Below are 16,927 nucleotides of genomic sequence, written 5' to 3'. Positions count from 1 at the left end.
CTTTTTGTTAGACCCTTAAGACTAACTAAGGGTATAGATTATCTAAATACCATTGGTGTATGAACAGTAACAAAAATGTCATCAATTTTTTCGATAAAAATATATATCTTTGTCTTGCCTTGTCAATGTGTGGTATACTTAAGACAGCAAAATACAGAAAGGAGAAAGTCATGGGAAACGAAGCAGGGGAATGGATCATTCATGGAGTAACATGGGATGATCCGAAATGCATCCACGATGTGGATGAAGCAGTCGAATATATCAACCGGGTTGGTTTTCTTCCTCTTTTTAAGAACGAAATTCCGGGGTTTTCTCTGGAGGAACGGACAGTGGCAGAATATTGGTGGTCTGATGATCCGGTGAGGGATCCGTGGAGATGGAGGATTGCCATTGCAAAAAAGCATGATGTTCTTTACGGGAAATTTTTTGCCAAAAAAGCCGGGTTTATTTCCAAAAAATGGCTGCCGGTATTTGCCAACTACCGCAGGGACGGCTATGATTTTGATGCTCTGTTTGAGGATGAAAAAGCACCGATCAAACATAAGAATATTATGGATCATTTTATGGAAAATGATGCAGAAATCTACTCCTACGAATTGAAAAAATTGGCTGGATTTGGAAAAGATGGCGAAAAGGGATTTGACGGAGCCATTACCAGCCTTATGATGCAGACATATCTGTGTAACTGCGACTTTCGGAAAAGGATCAATCAAAAAGGCGTGGAGTACGGCTGGGATGTGGCTGTGTATTCTTCTCCGGAACACATTTATGGATATGACCATGTTACTTCCTGTTATAAAGAAGATCCGCGGACATCCTGGGGAAAAATTGTTGATCATATGAAACAGCTTTATCCAAAAGCCGCGGATACGCAGATAAGAAAGATTCTAAAATAGGAGAGAATATGTGCAGCAGATATTATATAGAGCTCGGTATGATGGATGAAATTTCCAGAGTGGTACAGAACATAGATGGGAGGATCCGGCTGGCACAAGGCGATATCCGTCCGACCGATGTCGCACCGGTCATTGGACAGTCAGAACATGGACTGGAACTGGGTATATGCAGATGGGGATATCGAGCAGGAGAATATACGCAATTTGGGGTGAATGCAATTTATAGAAGGCGATGATTACCAAATCCGAAAGAATACAAGTTTTTTATATCAAATAATGCAATTGTAAAAAGAATAAGAAATGAGCAGCAAGTTTTTTGTCATTCAGCATATCTTTAACAGATTTTCAAAGGAGAAAATATTATTTTCAGACATCAGTTCTTGAAATTTATTCAGATTAAGATCCGAATGCTCAAGCTCTCTGGAGAACTGATAACAGATCTGAATCTGATCATTCAGGTTAAAATGATGTTCGTTTTTCAGATATGTTCCGACATCAAGCTCATGGATAAACAAAGTACAGACGACAGCCATTTTAACCTTGGTAAAGATTTCATCGTCATAGACTGCACCACAGAAATAAGTATAAATCCAGTAAACCAGAAGCTGTTCTTCCTGAATCTGCCAGTCCGGACAGTAGAAATCAAATTCGTTTTTCTGATATATATAATCGTTTTCTCCTGAAGAAATATATAAGGAATCAAGACGTTCCTTCAGAAATTCTTTCCATCCGGGACGAAGAACTTCCATTTCCGGAACAATAGTTTTCCACATGTTTTTAAATAGATCCTTTGATGTGTCAGAAGTATTCATTCTGGAATGAACTTTATCACAAAATGTTTTTCCGAATCCGGAATCTTCATGACGTTTCCGAATCTCTTCCCATTTAAAAAGTTCGTTTTTATTTAAACACAGCTGAAAATCATGTGTGATGGCAAGTACTTTCCACAGGCGTTTCCGTATGGGGACATTTCTGTTCTGGATGATTTTTATCAGAAGATCTCTGGTATCCATCAGTGCAGTAAATAAAAAGTAATTAAAATCATCATAGGTTTCTTCAGCGGCTTCCTTTTCGATGGTAACAAAATGAACTTTTTCTTTCTGAGACAGCAGAATTCTTGCTGCTTCCGGGCAGGAAAGGGACAAAGAAATCTCACGCAGGCTCTCAAATTCTTCAATGTGTCGTGGATAATTTCTGCAGGTGTCGCAAAGCATTTTCGGACCTGCTTCTGTGTAAATATCACACAGATTTTCTTCGTTCAGAAATGCACACCGTCGGTTGTACTGGCGGAAGACATGTTCCTTCCAGTCGATATCGTTGTGCAGTCGATTGTGAAAAGGACCTTTGAAATGCTGATATTTCTTCAGGGTTTTATTGTCAATAACAATTTGCCATCCTGCACAGCAGGTATCCGGACAGGACCCGGCAATGCAAGAAAATTCTTTATAATAGTTGGGAAATGTAAATTCCATGGTTTCTGCTGCTTTCTGATTATTTCTTTTTTGCTTCCAGATAGTCGTTTAACTCTGCATTCGGAATATCTGTAATGAACATATGTCCGGGAGCATGAGTGATAACGATTGGCGGTTTGGCATTCTCAATTGCTGCCTGCGGAGTTACGCCGCATGGCCAGAACACAGGAATTTCCCCTTCGTAAATATCCACTGCTTCACCGTAATCAGGTTTCATAACGTCATCAACACCGACCTCTTTCGGATCTCCCATATGTACAGGGGCACCATGAACATTCGGCATTTTGAAAGTAATGTCATAAGCTTTTTTTGCGTTTTCCGGTGTCATCGGGCGCATGGAGCAGACCATAGGACCGGAAAATGGACCAACAGGAACTGTCTGAATGTTAGTTTTGAACATCGGTACATTTCGTCCCTGGGCGATATGACGGATTTCAATCCCTTCTCTGATCAGTGCTTCTTCAAATGAGAAAGAACAGCCGATAAGAAATCCAACATATCCCTCTTTCCAATACTCGGAGGCGTCAGTAATTTCTTTTGTAAATACACCGTTTTCATAAATACGGTATTTCGGGATATCCGTGCAGATATTTCCGCCCTCACCCATGTCATGAGTTTCAGGAGTTCCTTTGATAATCTCGAGAATTGGACACGGAAATGGATTCTTGTGTGCAAATTCTTCAAAATCTGCAGCATATTCCGGTGGCAGAATTACCAGATTTGCCTGCGCATAGCCACGGCACATTCCTGCAGTGGGGAAATCAATAACTCCCTTGCGGATTAGTTCACGAACTTTTTTTGGGGACATATCTACATAAGGTGTGATATCAAAAGCCATAATAAATTACCTCCTGTTTCGTACTTTACAATATAAAAGTATTGTACAGTAAACTGACAGGAAATGCAATGCTATAAATAGTGGCGGCTTGATTTTTATATAAAATATTTTATAATAGGAATGCCGAAGGGTGCTGCCGGACGCGTTGTGAACAGCAATAATATATGAATGGGGGAATGAGAGTGGCAGCATATGAAAAGAGTAAGAGTGTGAAGTTAAAATCGATCAGTACCATGACAGAAGGGACCATCTGGAGACAGATCCTTCTGTTTTCTATTCCATTGATACTGGGAAATCTGCTCCAACAGATGTACAATACAGTGGACTCAATTATTGTAGGAAATTTTGTGGGCAGCAATGCACTGGCTGCAGTTGGTTCCAGTACGTCGCTGATTTGTCTGCTGATTGCATTCAGTATGGGGGCATCTGCAGGTGCGGGAGTTATTGTATCCCAGTTTTATGGAGCAGGAGATGAGAATGGCGTTCAGCGTTCTGCACATACAGCCTTGATGCTTGCGCTTATTCTGGGAATTGTTCTTACTATCGCTGGAATTGTATTTTCACCTGCAATTCTCAGGTGGATGAGAACTCCGGAAGAAGTAATGAATCAGTCAGTTCTGTATTTGAGAATTTATTCTTATGGACTGGTTTTTAATGTCATCTATAATATGGCAGCGGGGATCCTGAATGCAGTAGGTAACTCCAGACGTTCGCTGATGTATCTGGCAGTAGCTTCGTTTTCCAATATTTTTCTGGATTTATGGCTTATCGGCGGAATGCACATGGGAGTCGAGGGTGCTGCAATTGCAACAGATATCAGCCAGGTACTTTCCTGCATTTTTGCATTATGGTTTTTGATGAGAGTTCCGGATATTTACCGCATAAATCCGAAGAAACTTTCCATTGATAGAACAATGGCAGGACGGATTATCCAGGTAGGTCTGCCGACTGCAATTCAAAACACGGTAATCTCCTTTTCAAATGTACTGGTACAATCTGGTGTCAATGGATTCGGAGCCAGTGCAATGGCGGGTTTTGGTGCATACCTGAAAGTAGATGGGTTTAACATTCTGCCGGTAATGAGTTTTAGTATGGCAGCAACGACTTTTACCGGTCAGAACTATGGTGCGGGAAAAACAGACAGAATCAGGAAAGGATTGAGAGTAACTCTTGGAATGAGCGTGCTTTATACGATCGTGACAGGAATTCTCCTGCTGACCTTTTCCAGACCGATCATAGGGATTTTCAGCAGTGATAAAGAAGTAATCTATTATGGGGCACAGGCAATGAAATATTTCTGCCCGTTCTATTTCCTTCTGGGAATTATGCATTCCCTGGCAGGAACCATTCGCGGAACAGGAAAGACGGTACCTCCCATGGTAGTGATGCTGCTTGCATTATGTCTGTTCCGTATTCTGTGGATTCAGTTTGTGGTTCCACATTTCACCAGCATTGATATTATATATGTACTGTATCCTGTTTCATGGGCTGTAGGAATGGTACTCATGCTTATCTATGCATGGAAGGGAAATTGGATGCCAAAAAAATATCAGAATATTAATCAGACTGTCTGATAGTATTCTTTTATATAGTGAATGAACTGGCGTACATGGGATTTCAGAATTCTGTTTTTACTGTAAACAATATAAAAACTGCGTTTGTGAGCAGATTCTTCTAATGGAAACAGAAGAATCTGCTTTGTTTTTTGCAGGTCAACGACAGATCTGGCAGAAAGAATGGAAAATCCAAGCCCGTTTACAATAGATTTTTTAATTGATTCCAGGTCATTCATGCGGGCTACTACATTCAGACTGGAAGGTTCAATACCGGCATTTTCCAGAAAAATATCCATTTCCTTTTTGGTTCCGGAGCTTTTTTCCCTGATGATAACAGGATCCTTGATAAAGTCCTGAAAAACAACAGGTTGTTCTTTTTGTTTTAAGTTTAAATAATGATCATTCACAGGGGTAGCAATCACCATATTATCCTGACAGAAGGGAATAAATACACAGCTGTCGTCTCCTGTATTCTGTCCTGTCAAAGCCAGATCTACGGTCCCATCCAGTACACGGTTAATAGCGCCGGAACTGTCTGTCTGCCAGGAATGGAAATATACATCAGGATACATTCTGCCAAAACCTGCGAGAAGTTCAGGAAGGAGATAAGAAGAAGGAATGGTGGAGGCTGCCAGATCAATGATCTGCTTTCTGGAACCGGTGAAATTTTCCAGAAGATTGTTGCGGATATCCAGAATGCGGAAAGCGCTGTCGTAGAGTTGGTATACCACACTTTTTTATAAATGAAATTTATAAATATTTATAAAAAAGTATTATATTTAAATCATCCGATAAAATGAAAAATCCAGTAAATAAATGGAAGTGTAAAAACAGAACAGATAGTTGTAACAAGAATTCCACCCATTGCATAATCGCCATCTGATCCGTAGGCATTTGCCATCATTACCACAGAGGACATAACTGGCATTGCAGAAGTCAGAGCCATGGTAGTGCGGATTTCTGAAGAAACCGGAAGATATCCAAGTAATACATAGAAGAAAAGCGGAAACAAAAGCATTTTTAGGATGACAATTCCATAATAATCCAGTCTCCGGATATTTTTCAGTACATCGATACAGGCGAAAACACCGCCAAGATAGATCATTGCGAGAGGTGTGGCGGTCTGGCCGATTTTCTGAAGGGAATTGTTCAGAACTTCAGGAAGCCGGATTCCTGTCAGCACACAGATCACAGCAAGAAGGATGGAAACAGTAACAGGATTGATCAGCTTCCGGAAATCAAAACGGTTTTTTTGACTGTCTGTACCTGAAGTAAGGCGTACACCTGCTGTCCACAGCATGAGCTGATCAATAATGGTAAATACACAGATGTAGAGCATACCGTTTTCCGGATAAATACTGGTTACTATGGGAATACCCATAAATCCCACATTTCCGAATACGCTCATGGCACTGTAAAGCTGCCTGTGGTTACCATGCAGATGAAAAAAAACACCAGATATGTAGCTGAGTAAAAACAGACATATATACATAATTCCCGCAATCAGAAAAATGCTCAGTGAATGAAAAAGAGTTTTACGTTCCACTCCGTTTACAGTATTGATAAAAATCATTACAGGAAGCGCCAGTTTTATTACAAATTTTGAAATGACTTCAAGATTTTCTCTGTTCATAACCCGTGTGCGGATCAGGATTACGCCTGCAAGCATGTAGATCACGAACATTCCGATCTGAGCAGTCAGAATGCTGAAAGTATTCATTTGAGTTCTCCTTTTTTTTCGTAAATTCACATAAAATTATAACTGTAAAAAAGTGAAAATACAACAGAAAGTATAGGTGGCGAAAAATGGTTTTTTGAGTTACAATAAACAAAGCTGAGTTATATATTGGGAGGAGTAAAAAAGTGAATGTATTAGAAATTGTTCTGCCTGTACTGGTTATGATCGTGGTCGGTATGCTGTGCAGAAAATGGAAGATTCTGACCAGAGACGGAATCAATAACATGAAGGTGCTTGTAACGAATGTTATGCTTCCGGTTGCTATTTTTCATGCTCTGGCAACAGCGGAATATAATAAAGAAACCGGAATCCTGATTTTGATCATGTTTGTAATGCTGGTAGTATCCTTTGGTCTGGGCTTTTTGCTGAAGCCATTTCTGAAAGGAACCTATCAGAAATATCTACCGTTTATGGTAAGCGTATATGAAGGGGGACTTATGGCCTATCCGTTATATACAAGCCTCTGTGGCAGTGAAAATCTTTCCCGTATTGCAGTTCTGGATATTGCCGGACTGTTGTTTGGATTCAGTGTATATATGGGAATGCTGGGACAGGTGGAAAACGGTGAGAAGATTGATGTGAAAAAACTGTTTTTCAGTGCATTAAAGACTCCGGCATTTATTGCAAGTATCCTGGGAATTATTGCAGGATTATCGAAGGTGATCCTTGCAGTTTTAGACAGTCCTTTCGGAGGCGTGTACCAGAGTGTGGAAAATATTCTCACCACATCTGTGACTGCCATTATTTTACTGGTAGTGGGATACAGCATGGAACTGAATGCGAAATTATTAAAGCCATGCATTGCCACGATCATCTTACGTGTATTGCTTCAGGCAGTGATGATCGCAGGAGTTCTTGTTGCTGTACATTATCTGGTAGGTGATGATCGGCTGGTCAATCTTGCAATTATCAGTTATATGTCAGCACCGGCCACATTCAGTATGCAGACTTTTATGAAAGATGAAGAAGGAAGCGCTTATGTTTCCACAACAAACTCCATGTACTGTCTGGTATCTATTCTTGTATATATAATTATGGCAGTGACAATCTACTGATCATGAAATCTGAATAACAGAAAATGAAAATTACCGCGGATTGAAATAGACCTGGCGGTAATTTTTGTATGTCGCAGGAAATTACTTCGTAATGTACCTGTGATATATAGTGCTCCGCATGAGGCGTAGAATCCTGTAAACGGGAAAGGGGTTGCAGATATTTAAATAATTTGGTAAAAACAACTAAAATATATTGAATGATGGCAAAAAATATTGTAAAATAAAACGAAAACAAAGACTTGTGGAAAGGGAGCATACGTATGGAATTCTGATAGCAGAGATTGATCCGGCTTATCTGTCTTTATTTTATCTGATCAGCAGACAGATTGGAAATATGCTCCGAATGTATCAGATGTCAGAAGAACAGAAGACTATGCAGCGGAAACTGGAAATACTGGTCAGAGAAATACAGGAGAAAAATGAAGTTCTGAATTTTATTTCCGAATCAGATGCACTGACAGGGTGTATGAACCGCAGGGGATTTATAGAAAAAACTCTTCAGATGAACAGAGACCATGAGGGAGAAGAACTGCTGATCTTATTTGCAGATCTGGATCATCTGAAAGAAATCAATGATTCTTTTGGACATATCGAAGGAGATTTTTCTATCAGACATTGTGCAGAGGTTTTAAAGAAGGTTGTGGGAGCAGATGGTATTGTGGGAAGAATCGGCGGAGATGAATTCTGCGTTGTCACGTTGGGAAATCTGAAAGATGGACAGCAGATCATAGAAAGGATTAGAGAAGAAAGTGATGCTTTTAACTGTACTTCAGATAAAGAATATTATGTGGAATTGTCAGCGGGATGTACTTCTGTGATCTGCAGAAACGGTCTTGTGATTGCCGATGCATTGAGGGAAGCTGACAGGGCACTTTATGAGGTGAAAAAACTGAGAAGAAATTCCGTAAAAAAAATCCGGTTATGAAAACATAGAACCCTGTTCAGGTTCTCTTTTTAAATTACTTATGTCTTACCAAACTGTCTGTTCCACTATATCCAGATGTACTGTATGGATTTCCGTTTCCCATTGTTACCAGTGTAGACTTGTCTTTTAAATAAAGTCTCCATCCATCATAGCATCCTTTTCCCAAGTATATTCTGTAATAATATCCATAGCTGGTCTTTGTTACTTTATCAATCTTGTAGCGGTACAATACTTTTTTTGAACCGGGAGCGTAAAGCTTAACTGTTTTTCCAGAAAAAACTGTTTTATTATGATAAGGAACGCCTCCTTGCGTATACCAGGTTCCCTTGATAAACTTCAGGGCTTTCTTTTCTGCTACACTGTTTTTCTTCAGAACCCCGTCCATTCTGTTAAACTGAATAGAATCAGTCATTGTCTGGGTTGCCGCATATACAGATGCTGATCCGGCAAAAACAGGAACGCTTAATGCCATGCACAATGCAGTTACAACTGCGATCAGTTTACTTTTCCATTTTTTCATGTTTTTGTTCTCCTTGTAATATTTCTGAGATTACTTGACTCTTATATGGAATTCATAATTAAAAGGTGACATTTTGGGATTTTCCATGTTTTTGATATTGAAATATGCCGGTGTCTTAACCGGATGGTAGTATACGTAGATAAACATTAAGTCTTTTAAGGCTACCTTAGCCCCATTTTTAATCTTCCTGCTTTCATCATTCTCTCCGCCATGCCAGTAATAAGCAACGATCTTATCAATCTTATAACCGGCAGCAGGTGCAACCTGGATTTTTGCAGTCTTACCTTTTATCTGTGCTTCAGTTCCCCAGTATCCTGCAAAATCAGAAGCATACTCTTTATTTCCGATCTTAAAACTTTTGAATACCTGGTCAAATCTTTTAAAAGTGATCCTGGATGAAAGCTTGTAGGTTTTTCCATTCTGTTTAACTTTAAAACTGATGGTCGTCTGCTCTCCATCCTTGATGCGACGACCGGAATCTTTTTTGTCGATCCATATGGCATTGTAACAGAGCCTGCCTAACTGTGCCTTTATATTTTTGTTGGAGGATCTTATCCCTGTCACTTTGGCAGAGCGGGATAAGTTCCCGATGTAGAGACTCTCCATGATAACCGTAGTGCCTACGCTGTACTGATAATGCAGGGTTGTTGCTTTCTGACATACCGGCTTAGCAGCGGCTTCGGTCACTACCGGAATTGACGTTGCTATGAGCAGGAATGCCAGCAAGCTACATAATACAAAACGTAATTTTTTCAACTTCTTTTCCTCCTTTTTTTAATACTACAATTATACGCTTAATTTTTCAAATTTCCAGTCCTACATGCTATTTTCCTCTCAAAAATTCCTTTTTTATTTTTTCCTCAAAATCTTCATATTCCTTTAAGACGAAAAACGAAAGGAGAAATTACTATGATCAATGATTTTGGAGAAAAAATCGGAGGAGCAAGAAAGGATGTTTGGAAAGAACGCGGTCTGATGGTCGAAGATCTGGATGGCATGACACAGGGAGAAAAAGAGAAGTATGTAAAAAAAGACTGTGTCTGGCCGAAAGAGGACATGAAATCCTTAGTTGCAGACGGGATCATCTGATATTTTGCAGTCTCTCTGTAATTTTCCTTTGCATTGGGAAGATATATCGGTTTCTTCTTTCCCTCTTCCTGTTCGAATGCATTTACCCAATTATTAAAAAGTTCCGAAAATATACTTCCCATCCACGGCTCCTCCTTTTGCTCGTATTTAAGAACAAAATGATAAACAGACGAATTTTTTAATCCCTATGACGTTCCTCATATTTTTGTACGAACAAAAACGAAAGGAGAGGATTCTTATGTTAGAACAATGGATCAAAGAAAATGCAAATATGAAGGATAGAGGAAGCGTAGCTGTCATTAACGATGACGTATGGATACTGCCACCCAGATGTTTTTCTAACATGCCTGGATTAAAAAAAGTGATCCTTCCATACAATCTTCGAAAGATAGGAGCTTTTTCATTTGCTGGATGCAGGAGCCTGGAAGTGATCGACATTCCGCGGCAGGTTGTCCTCATTGACTATGGAGCCTTCTATGGCTGCTGCTCCTTAAAGGCGATCAACCTTCCGGACAGGGTGGTCGGGATCGGTTCGATGGCGTTTGCCGGAACTAATCTTAGTACCATTACGCTCCCCAAGAGTGTCCGGTATATAGATGACGGAGCATTTGCTGATTGCCCGAGAATCAACCAGATTTCTTTGCCAGAAAATCTCTACGACATACCGTATGAAAAACGGAGTATGATCTTTGTCTCAAATCCAGATATCATACCATCTTGCGACTAAGGATTACCATTAGTGCTCTGAGATCCCATATACATCCGCGGCTGAAACTGCTGCGGATTTTTTTATGAAAATTTTATATGAAAGCCAGAATATATCGATGTGTCCGTTTTTTTCACAGATAGATCAAATCAGATTCCGCAAATGTTTTTCAGATAATTCAGCGGTGGAAGAAAAAATAATCAAAAACATCATTGAAATGACCGAGACTGTGTAATATACTTTTCTTATAAGACATTGAGAAAAACTTCGTATTTTATGAATATGCATTGGCAAAGCAGCCGTTACATATGGAAATGAAAATATTTATTAAAACGGAGGAAGTACAAATGAAAAGAAAAAGGATCATTGCTGCACTGTTAACCGGCGCCATGTTATGCATTTCTATTCCTATAACTACATGGGCCTCTGACCTGGATGCGGTATTCGATGACGGGGAGACTGCTGCGGAGGATACAGATGGACTTGTTGCCGAATCCAATAATACAGATATGTCTGATGTCTCGGAAGAAAACCATGATACAACAGATTCCTTTACAGATGATGATGTATTTGAAGCTAATGCTGACGCTGAGTTCTCAGACTCTGTTGATATAGAATCCTTGGAGGAAGCGGATGCAGGACAGATGCGATACGTAAACAAGTCCAAAATATACGATGACGTCAAATGGCTTATGCTGAATACAGATTACGCTTCCTATCCTTTGCTTGAATATGACGATCCGGTCAATCTGGCTGCAGGATTCAGTAAAACACCAGGAGGAGTTCTGCAGACATTTATTAAAACTTATGGAGATATTAATACAAAAAATAACCTCTGGGAACAGGAGTACGAAGAAATACTGATCGATCTGCTGGCAGATAATTCCATGCTGAAGGGAATAACAGATGTATGGGATGAGGACCTTGCTGGTATAGTCTCAGATCTTGAATATGAAGTACTTTCCAAAACCAGTGATACCATGAATATCTACATAGTTGGCTTTACAGACTCGATTCGTAACGATATCAAAGATGATGTAGGAAAAATCCTGGTTCTGTCATCCATAGCAGATAATACTGATGACAAAAACCTGAAAAAAGCTTGTCAGGTATGTATGGCAGATTCCTTTAATGCCTCTATCAGAGCAATCGGAGATTTTGTGCTCGGAGAAGTAGTTGATAAAGGAAAAGATTACCTTGCCTCAAAACAGACAATACAAAATCAGATACTCTCGTCATCCTTAAAAAAAGACTATCTTGGTTTCATCTGTACAAAATTCCAGCTGGGGACGGCTGCTACTCTGGTAGGCGAAATCCTTCTTGTCAAAGACATTGTGTCCTTTGCTTCAGGAATTAATAAAAGAGTGGACAATTACTTAAAAACCGTTTCCTTAAGTTTTGTATGTGATGCTTCCATGAAAGCTTATAATAAAAAGGTATCTGCTTTGAAATCCGGGGATACAAATACAGCTTCAGATATCTATATCCTGTTTCAATTTATCCTGAAAGCAAAACAGATGTCTTATGAAACCATGGAAGGAATGTTTACCGGATCTACCTGGGATAAGATTATCGAATCTGACCAGTACCTGAAGATGAATACAGAAAAGATACCCGATATCAGAATTAGAAACTATACGAAAGTAAAACTTGCATTCCTGAAGCCGGATACGGATACCACAAAGATCACACTGAAAGTAAAGGAGAAAAAAGAGTTCCCTTGTACAGGCATCAGTTATTTGTCAAACGTAAAGTATTCTTCTGATAACAAGAAGGTAGCAAAAGTCAATTCTTCCGGCGAGATCCAGGCAAAAAAAGCCGGTACAACTTATATCAGGTGTAAAGTTAAACAGTATGGCGATACTTACAATCTCGTCTGCAAGGTAACGGTCAAAAAAGAAGGAAATACCAAAGATCCAACTTCAGCTTACCGGAATCTGATACAAAGTTATGAGAAAAAATATGGGGAAGCTCAATTAAATGAGCAGAAACAGTTTTGGACGGGACTATGCTATGCCAAATTGTTGGATTTCAATAATGACGGCATCAACGAACTTATCCTGACATACCAAACAGAAAGGTATAACAAAGACAAAGTTCAATATCATGTAGAATTGTGGAAGTATGGCGGAAAATCTGCAAAACGGGTTACCTCACGTATTTCATGGTCTGGAAACAATATGCCATATTTTGGAGGTTTGGGTATATGTAAATACAACGGAAAATATCTGTTAGAGCTAACTGGTAATGCGTGTGGGGATAATTATTACTATGGAACCAAAAAAGATGGGTCTGTTGGACTGGTCCACAAGTTCATATGGAAGGGGGATGCAATGGAAGGAGACTGGTATATGGACGGCAAGAAAACCTCAGGAAATATGTATGAAACTTATTACAAGAAATATCATGCAAACGCTACATGGTATAGCTTTGCTCAGTCATCAAATAACAACTTAATAAGAAAAGAACTTTCAAATACCAAACAGAAATTAGGAATGTAATTTCTGTCTGGTCGTTGCAGGACATGAATCCTTTTCAAGCCTAAGTTGTATCTACCGGGCATTCTCAAGGAATTACATCAAAATAAAAGAGGGAAAACCATGAAATTAGAAGAAAGAAAACAAAACTCATTTATACAGAAATCAATATTTTTGCTGATAATAATGACATTATGGATATGTCTCGGAACAGGTTTTACGGTAAATGCAGCGCAAAGAGAAGATACAAAACTCTTGAAAATATATGACGGAAAGTCTATAGAGGCAAGTCAGATTCAGTTTAAGGCAGAGGTAGCCACTCCAGACTCTAATCGAATAGACATCTATCGTTCAGAAAAGCCGGTATCTCAAGGTGGAAAATTAGAAAAACTGGATAGTTTCAGGGTAATAGGAGACTTCTGGGAAGTCCTCGGTGACAATCTGTATATGAACTACGGGGATAATTTCAAGGTACAGTGCTATTCCCATGATACATGCGTGGAGGGAAATCTGACTTTTGTAGATACTACGGCAAAAGCCGGACATCAATATTCCTACAGACTGGTCTATGGCGACATGGTGTATGATCCGGACAGCGGAGAATATAGCGTGGAGATTGTATCAAATATCATTGATGTAAAGGCCAATCTGCAGACACCGGAGCTTTACAAGTGTTACTCCACGGACAATAAAACCGTAAATCTTTCCTGGAGCTATATCGCACAGGCAGACGGCTACAGGGTGTACCGATATGATAACGGAAAGTGGTCATTTCTGAAAAATGTCAAAAAAAGAAATGTAATCTCCACAACTGACAAAAATGTACAGTCCGGAAAGACTTATCAGTACAGAGTGCTGGCGTACAGAGTCATAAAGGGCAAAAATATTTACAGTTCCAAAAGCAAAGCCCGAAAGATCACCTTAAAAACAGCAACTGTAAAAGGTGATTATCAGTATGGCAGCGTCTACGGTCCGTATCTGGACGCGCAGCATCTGGCACAGGTCCGGAGTGTTGTCCAGAGTTTCAAGATCAATTACATCCGTAAAGGAATGTCAGACTATGACAGGGTACTGACTGCATATAATTATCTCCGCAGCAACTGCAGCTACGCTTATAAAGGCTGGCAGTATAATTATGCAAACACCGCCTGGGGTGCATTGGTATATGGAGAAGCACAATGCTCCGGATATGCCAGAGCCATGAAAGCACTCTGTGATGCAATCGGAGTAGACTGCAGATATGTACACGCAGACTCCAAGGCAAGTAACCCAAGCCATCAGTGGAATCAGGTAAGAGTTGGCGGCAAATGGTATATTCTGGATGCGCAGTCTGGCGGATTCCTGCTTGGCAGCCGGACATGGAAGAAAAAGGCAGGTATGTCATGGGATACCAAAGGATTACCAACCTGCAGCGTGACGGATTACAAAAAGTGATCAGAATGGAAAGAGACTTCAGTTAATATGACTGGAGTCTTTTTTGCATCTCAAAATACTTTTATTCTCCGCGGAAAACCACTTTTGCATATCCATTTATCCAATTTTTCCTGGGACAATGCCTCCGCGGAGGAGAAATGTTCTTAATTTTTCTTCCTATTTTTTTCATATTATCTCCAAATGAATTTCAGGAGGTTATTAACAGTTAAATATAAATTATAAAATCATATAAGTACATGTTGAGTGTTATAAGATATTAGAGTAGAATATTATTGAAAGGAGTTGATACTTTGAGTAAATATTATTCTATACATGAATTTTCAAAAATTATAGGCGTATCTGCCCAGACATTACGAAATTGGGATGCCAATGGAAAACTTCATCCGCATCATACTACAGTAAGTGGCTATAGATATTATTCTGATGAGCAACTCAACCAGGTAATAAATGTAAAGCCTAAAAAACGCATTACAATTGGATATTGTCGCGTTTCTAGCCATAAACAGAAAGATGATCTGGAACGACAGATCGATAATGTTAAGACATATCTTTTGGCAAAAGGACAGCCATTTGAGATAATAAGTGATATCGGTTCCGGGATTAATTATAAGAAAAAAGGACTTCAGGAATTGATCAGGCGAATATCTCAAAATCAGGTTGAAAAGGTTGTTGTTTTATATAAAGACCGGCTATTGCGATTTGGTTTTGAGCTGATAGAATATATCACTTCACTTTATAATTGTGAGATTGAGATCATTGATAATACTGAAAAATCCGAACAGCAGGAACTTGTTGAAGATCTGGTTCAGATAATCACAGTATTCAGTTGTAAATTACAAGGAAAACGAGCGAATATAGCTAAGAAACTTGTCCGTGAACTGATACAGGAGGAAACAGATGGTAAAAGCCAAAAAAGTAATGTTGATACCAAACAATGTACAGAAAACTAAGATGTTTCAGTACGCAGGTGCTTCAAGATTTGCTTATAACTGGGCTTTGGCCAGGGAAATAGAAAACTATGAAAAAGGCGGAAAATTCCTTTCAGATGCAGAACTCAGAAAAGAATTTACAAAGCTTAAACATTCTGATGAATATGCATGGTTACTGAATATCTCAAATAATGTAACCAAACAGGCGATCAAAGATGCCTGTACTGCTTATAAGAACTTTTTCAGGGGCTTGCAAAAGTTCCCAAGATTCAAGTCAAAAAAGAGATCAATGCCGAAGTTCTATCAGGACAACGTTAAGATACGCTTCAGTAATACACACGTTAAATTTGAAGGCTTTTCTTCCAGCAGGAAAGCAAATAAACAAAAAATGAATTGGGTAAGACTTGCAGAACATGGACGTATTCCGACAAATGCTAAATATATGAACCCGAGAATATCCTTTGACGGATTGAACTGGTGGATCAGCGTATGTGTAGAATTTCCTGACTGCAGGGAAACACTTAATGATGACGGGGTCGGCATAGACCTGGGGGTCAAAGACCTGGCTGTCTGCTCTGATGGGACTAAGTATAAGAACATCAATAAGAGTCAGAAAGTAAAGAAATCAGAAAAACAGAAACGCAGGTTACAGCGTAGTATCTCTCGTTCTTACGAGAAAAATAAAAAAGGAGAAAGTTACTGTAAAACAAATAATGTAATCAAAAAGGAAAAACTTTTATTAAAACGAAATCACAGATTAACAAATATCCGTAAAAACTATTTGAATCAGACCATATCGGAGATCATAAATCGAAAACCAAGATTTATATGTATTGAAGATCTGAATGTCAGCGGAATGATGAAAAACAGACATTTATCCAAAGCAGTCCAGGCACAGGGATTTTTTTGGTTTAGAAAACAGCTCGAATACAAATGCAGCGATAAAGGGATCCAGCTTATTGTGGCTGATCGGTTTTATCCATCATCAAAGCTTTGCAGCTGTTGTGGAAATATCAAAAAAGATCTGAAGTTATCTGACAGAGTTTATAGATGTGCGTGTGGGAATATGATTGACAGAGATTTCCAGGCATCTATAAATCTCAAGACTTATGGAGAAAAATTTGCAGGCTGACACTGAAATGTTAATGCAAATATGTACGGATACGTTAGTTCGGAATTTACGCCTATGGAGAGTACAAGAACTTGTGAGTAGATAGATATTTATATCATCAAAAGCATACTCTTTGAAGTAGGAATGGAACATAGAAGTTTATAACTTTTTATAAGTTTTC

General features: G+C 39.2%; 17 protein-coding genes. 11 read left to right on the top strand and 6 right to left on the bottom strand.

Annotation, left to right across the window (positions count from 1 at the left end):
* The first annotated feature begins 170 nt into the window (after positions 1–170).
* Together LI074_RS12530 and LI074_RS12525 are read left to right on the top strand one after the other, a co-directional pair.
* Positions 171–896, top strand: a complete 726-nt coding sequence (locus LI074_RS12530; protein WP_173698248.1) for an AlkZ-related protein — start codon at positions 171–173, stop codon at positions 894–896.
* A gap of 8 nt (positions 897–904) precedes the next feature.
* Positions 905–1,132 carry a hypothetical protein gene (locus LI074_RS12525; RefSeq protein ID WP_173698247.1) on the top strand — a complete coding sequence of 76 codons (228 nt, stop codon included), beginning with the start codon at positions 905–907 and terminating at the stop codon, positions 1,130–1,132.
* Between the two features lie 87 nt (positions 1,133–1,219).
* Here the strand turns inward: LI074_RS12525 and fliB are convergent, their stop codons facing one another.
* A complete protein-coding gene (gene fliB, locus LI074_RS12520; RefSeq protein ID WP_173698246.1) occupies positions 1,220–2,368 on the bottom strand; it encodes a flagellin lysine-N-methylase in 1,149 nt (382 codons plus the stop codon).
* A gap of 19 nt (positions 2,369–2,387) precedes the next feature.
* Positions 2,388–3,206 carry a putative hydro-lyase gene (locus LI074_RS12515; RefSeq protein WP_118587586.1) on the bottom strand — a complete coding sequence of 273 codons (819 nt, stop codon included), beginning with the start codon at positions 3,204–3,206 and terminating at the stop codon, positions 2,388–2,390.
* A 182-nt stretch (positions 3,207–3,388) separates the two neighbouring features.
* On the opposite strand from LI074_RS12515, the gene LI074_RS12510 reads away from it, so the two are divergent.
* Positions 3,389–4,780, top strand: a complete 1,392-nt coding sequence (locus LI074_RS12510; protein WP_330380932.1) for an MATE family efflux transporter — start codon at positions 3,389–3,391, stop codon at positions 4,778–4,780.
* On the opposite strand, the gene LI074_RS12505 is transcribed toward LI074_RS12510, so the two are convergent.
* Both LI074_RS12505 and LI074_RS12500 read right to left on the bottom strand, forming a co-directional pair.
* Complete coding sequence (locus LI074_RS12505) at positions 4,768–5,493, bottom strand: LysR substrate-binding domain-containing protein (RefSeq protein WP_173698245.1); 726 nt, start codon at positions 5,491–5,493, stop codon at positions 4,768–4,770. The two genes, LI074_RS12510 and LI074_RS12505, sit on opposite strands and share 13 nt — an antisense overlap.
* Before the next feature lie 53 nt (positions 5,494–5,546).
* Positions 5,547–6,482, bottom strand: coding sequence for an AEC family transporter (locus tag LI074_RS12500; protein WP_173698244.1), 936 nt, complete (start codon positions 6,480–6,482; stop codon positions 5,547–5,549).
* Positions 6,483–6,625: 143 nt separating this feature from the next.
* Between LI074_RS12500 and LI074_RS12495 the strand changes: the two genes are divergently transcribed.
* Together LI074_RS12495 and LI074_RS12490 are read left to right on the top strand one after the other, a co-directional pair.
* Positions 6,626–7,555, top strand: coding sequence for an AEC family transporter (locus tag LI074_RS12495; protein ID WP_008704291.1), 930 nt, complete (start codon positions 6,626–6,628; stop codon positions 7,553–7,555).
* Between the two features lie 241 nt (positions 7,556–7,796).
* Positions 7,797–8,480, top strand: a complete 684-nt coding sequence (locus LI074_RS12490) for a GGDEF domain-containing protein (protein ID WP_173698243.1) — start codon at positions 7,797–7,799, stop codon at positions 8,478–8,480.
* A gap of 34 nt (positions 8,481–8,514) precedes the next feature.
* Here LI074_RS12490 and LI074_RS12485 read toward each other — a convergent pair whose 3' ends face one another.
* Positions 8,515–9,000, bottom strand: coding sequence for a hypothetical protein (locus LI074_RS12485; protein WP_173698242.1), 486 nt, complete (start codon positions 8,998–9,000; stop codon positions 8,515–8,517).
* Between the two features lie 30 nt (positions 9,001–9,030).
* The gene (locus LI074_RS12480) at positions 9,031–9,756 is read right to left on the bottom strand and encodes a hypothetical protein (RefSeq protein ID WP_118338402.1); all 726 of its coding nucleotides are present in this window, start codon (positions 9,754–9,756) and stop codon (positions 9,031–9,033) included.
* A gap of 153 nt (positions 9,757–9,909) precedes the next feature.
* Between LI074_RS12480 and LI074_RS12475 the strand changes: the two genes are divergently transcribed.
* From LI074_RS12475 to LI074_RS12450, 6 genes are all read left to right on the top strand, one after another.
* Positions 9,910–10,089 (top strand): hypothetical protein, encoded by a 180-nt coding sequence (locus tag LI074_RS12475; RefSeq protein ID WP_118338403.1) that lies wholly within the window; start codon positions 9,910–9,912, stop codon positions 10,087–10,089.
* A 238-nt stretch (positions 10,090–10,327) separates the two neighbouring features.
* Complete coding sequence (locus tag LI074_RS12470) at positions 10,328–10,816, top strand: leucine-rich repeat domain-containing protein (RefSeq protein ID WP_055058995.1); 489 nt, start codon at positions 10,328–10,330, stop codon at positions 10,814–10,816.
* Positions 10,817–11,142: 326 nt separating this feature from the next.
* Positions 11,143–13,296: a hypothetical protein gene (locus LI074_RS12465; protein ID WP_173698241.1), complete on the top strand. Its 2,154-nt coding sequence runs from the start codon at positions 11,143–11,145 to the stop codon at positions 13,294–13,296.
* 99 nt (positions 13,297–13,395) lie between these two features.
* Complete coding sequence (locus tag LI074_RS12460; RefSeq protein WP_243868829.1) at positions 13,396–14,706, top strand: transglutaminase-like domain-containing protein; 1,311 nt, start codon at positions 13,396–13,398, stop codon at positions 14,704–14,706.
* 290 nt (positions 14,707–14,996) lie between these two features.
* Complete coding sequence (locus LI074_RS12455) at positions 14,997–15,656, top strand: IS607 family transposase (protein ID WP_173698240.1); 660 nt, start codon at positions 14,997–14,999, stop codon at positions 15,654–15,656.
* Entirely contained in the window at positions 15,604–16,767 is a 1,164-nt protein-coding gene (locus tag LI074_RS12450) for an RNA-guided endonuclease InsQ/TnpB family protein (protein WP_173698239.1), read from the top strand. The genes LI074_RS12455 and LI074_RS12450 overlap by 53 nt, the downstream gene beginning before the upstream one ends.
* The last annotated feature ends 160 nt before the right edge of the window (positions 16,768–16,927 follow it).

The sequence above is a fragment of the Blautia sp. MSK18_10 genome (assembly GCF_020553185.1).
GTDB classification, from domain to species: Bacteria; Bacillota; Clostridia; order Lachnospirales; family Lachnospiraceae; genus Blautia_A; species Blautia_A wexlerae.
Note: the sequence above shows the minus strand (reverse complement) of the source record. Positions and strands in the feature narration are given on the sequence as shown.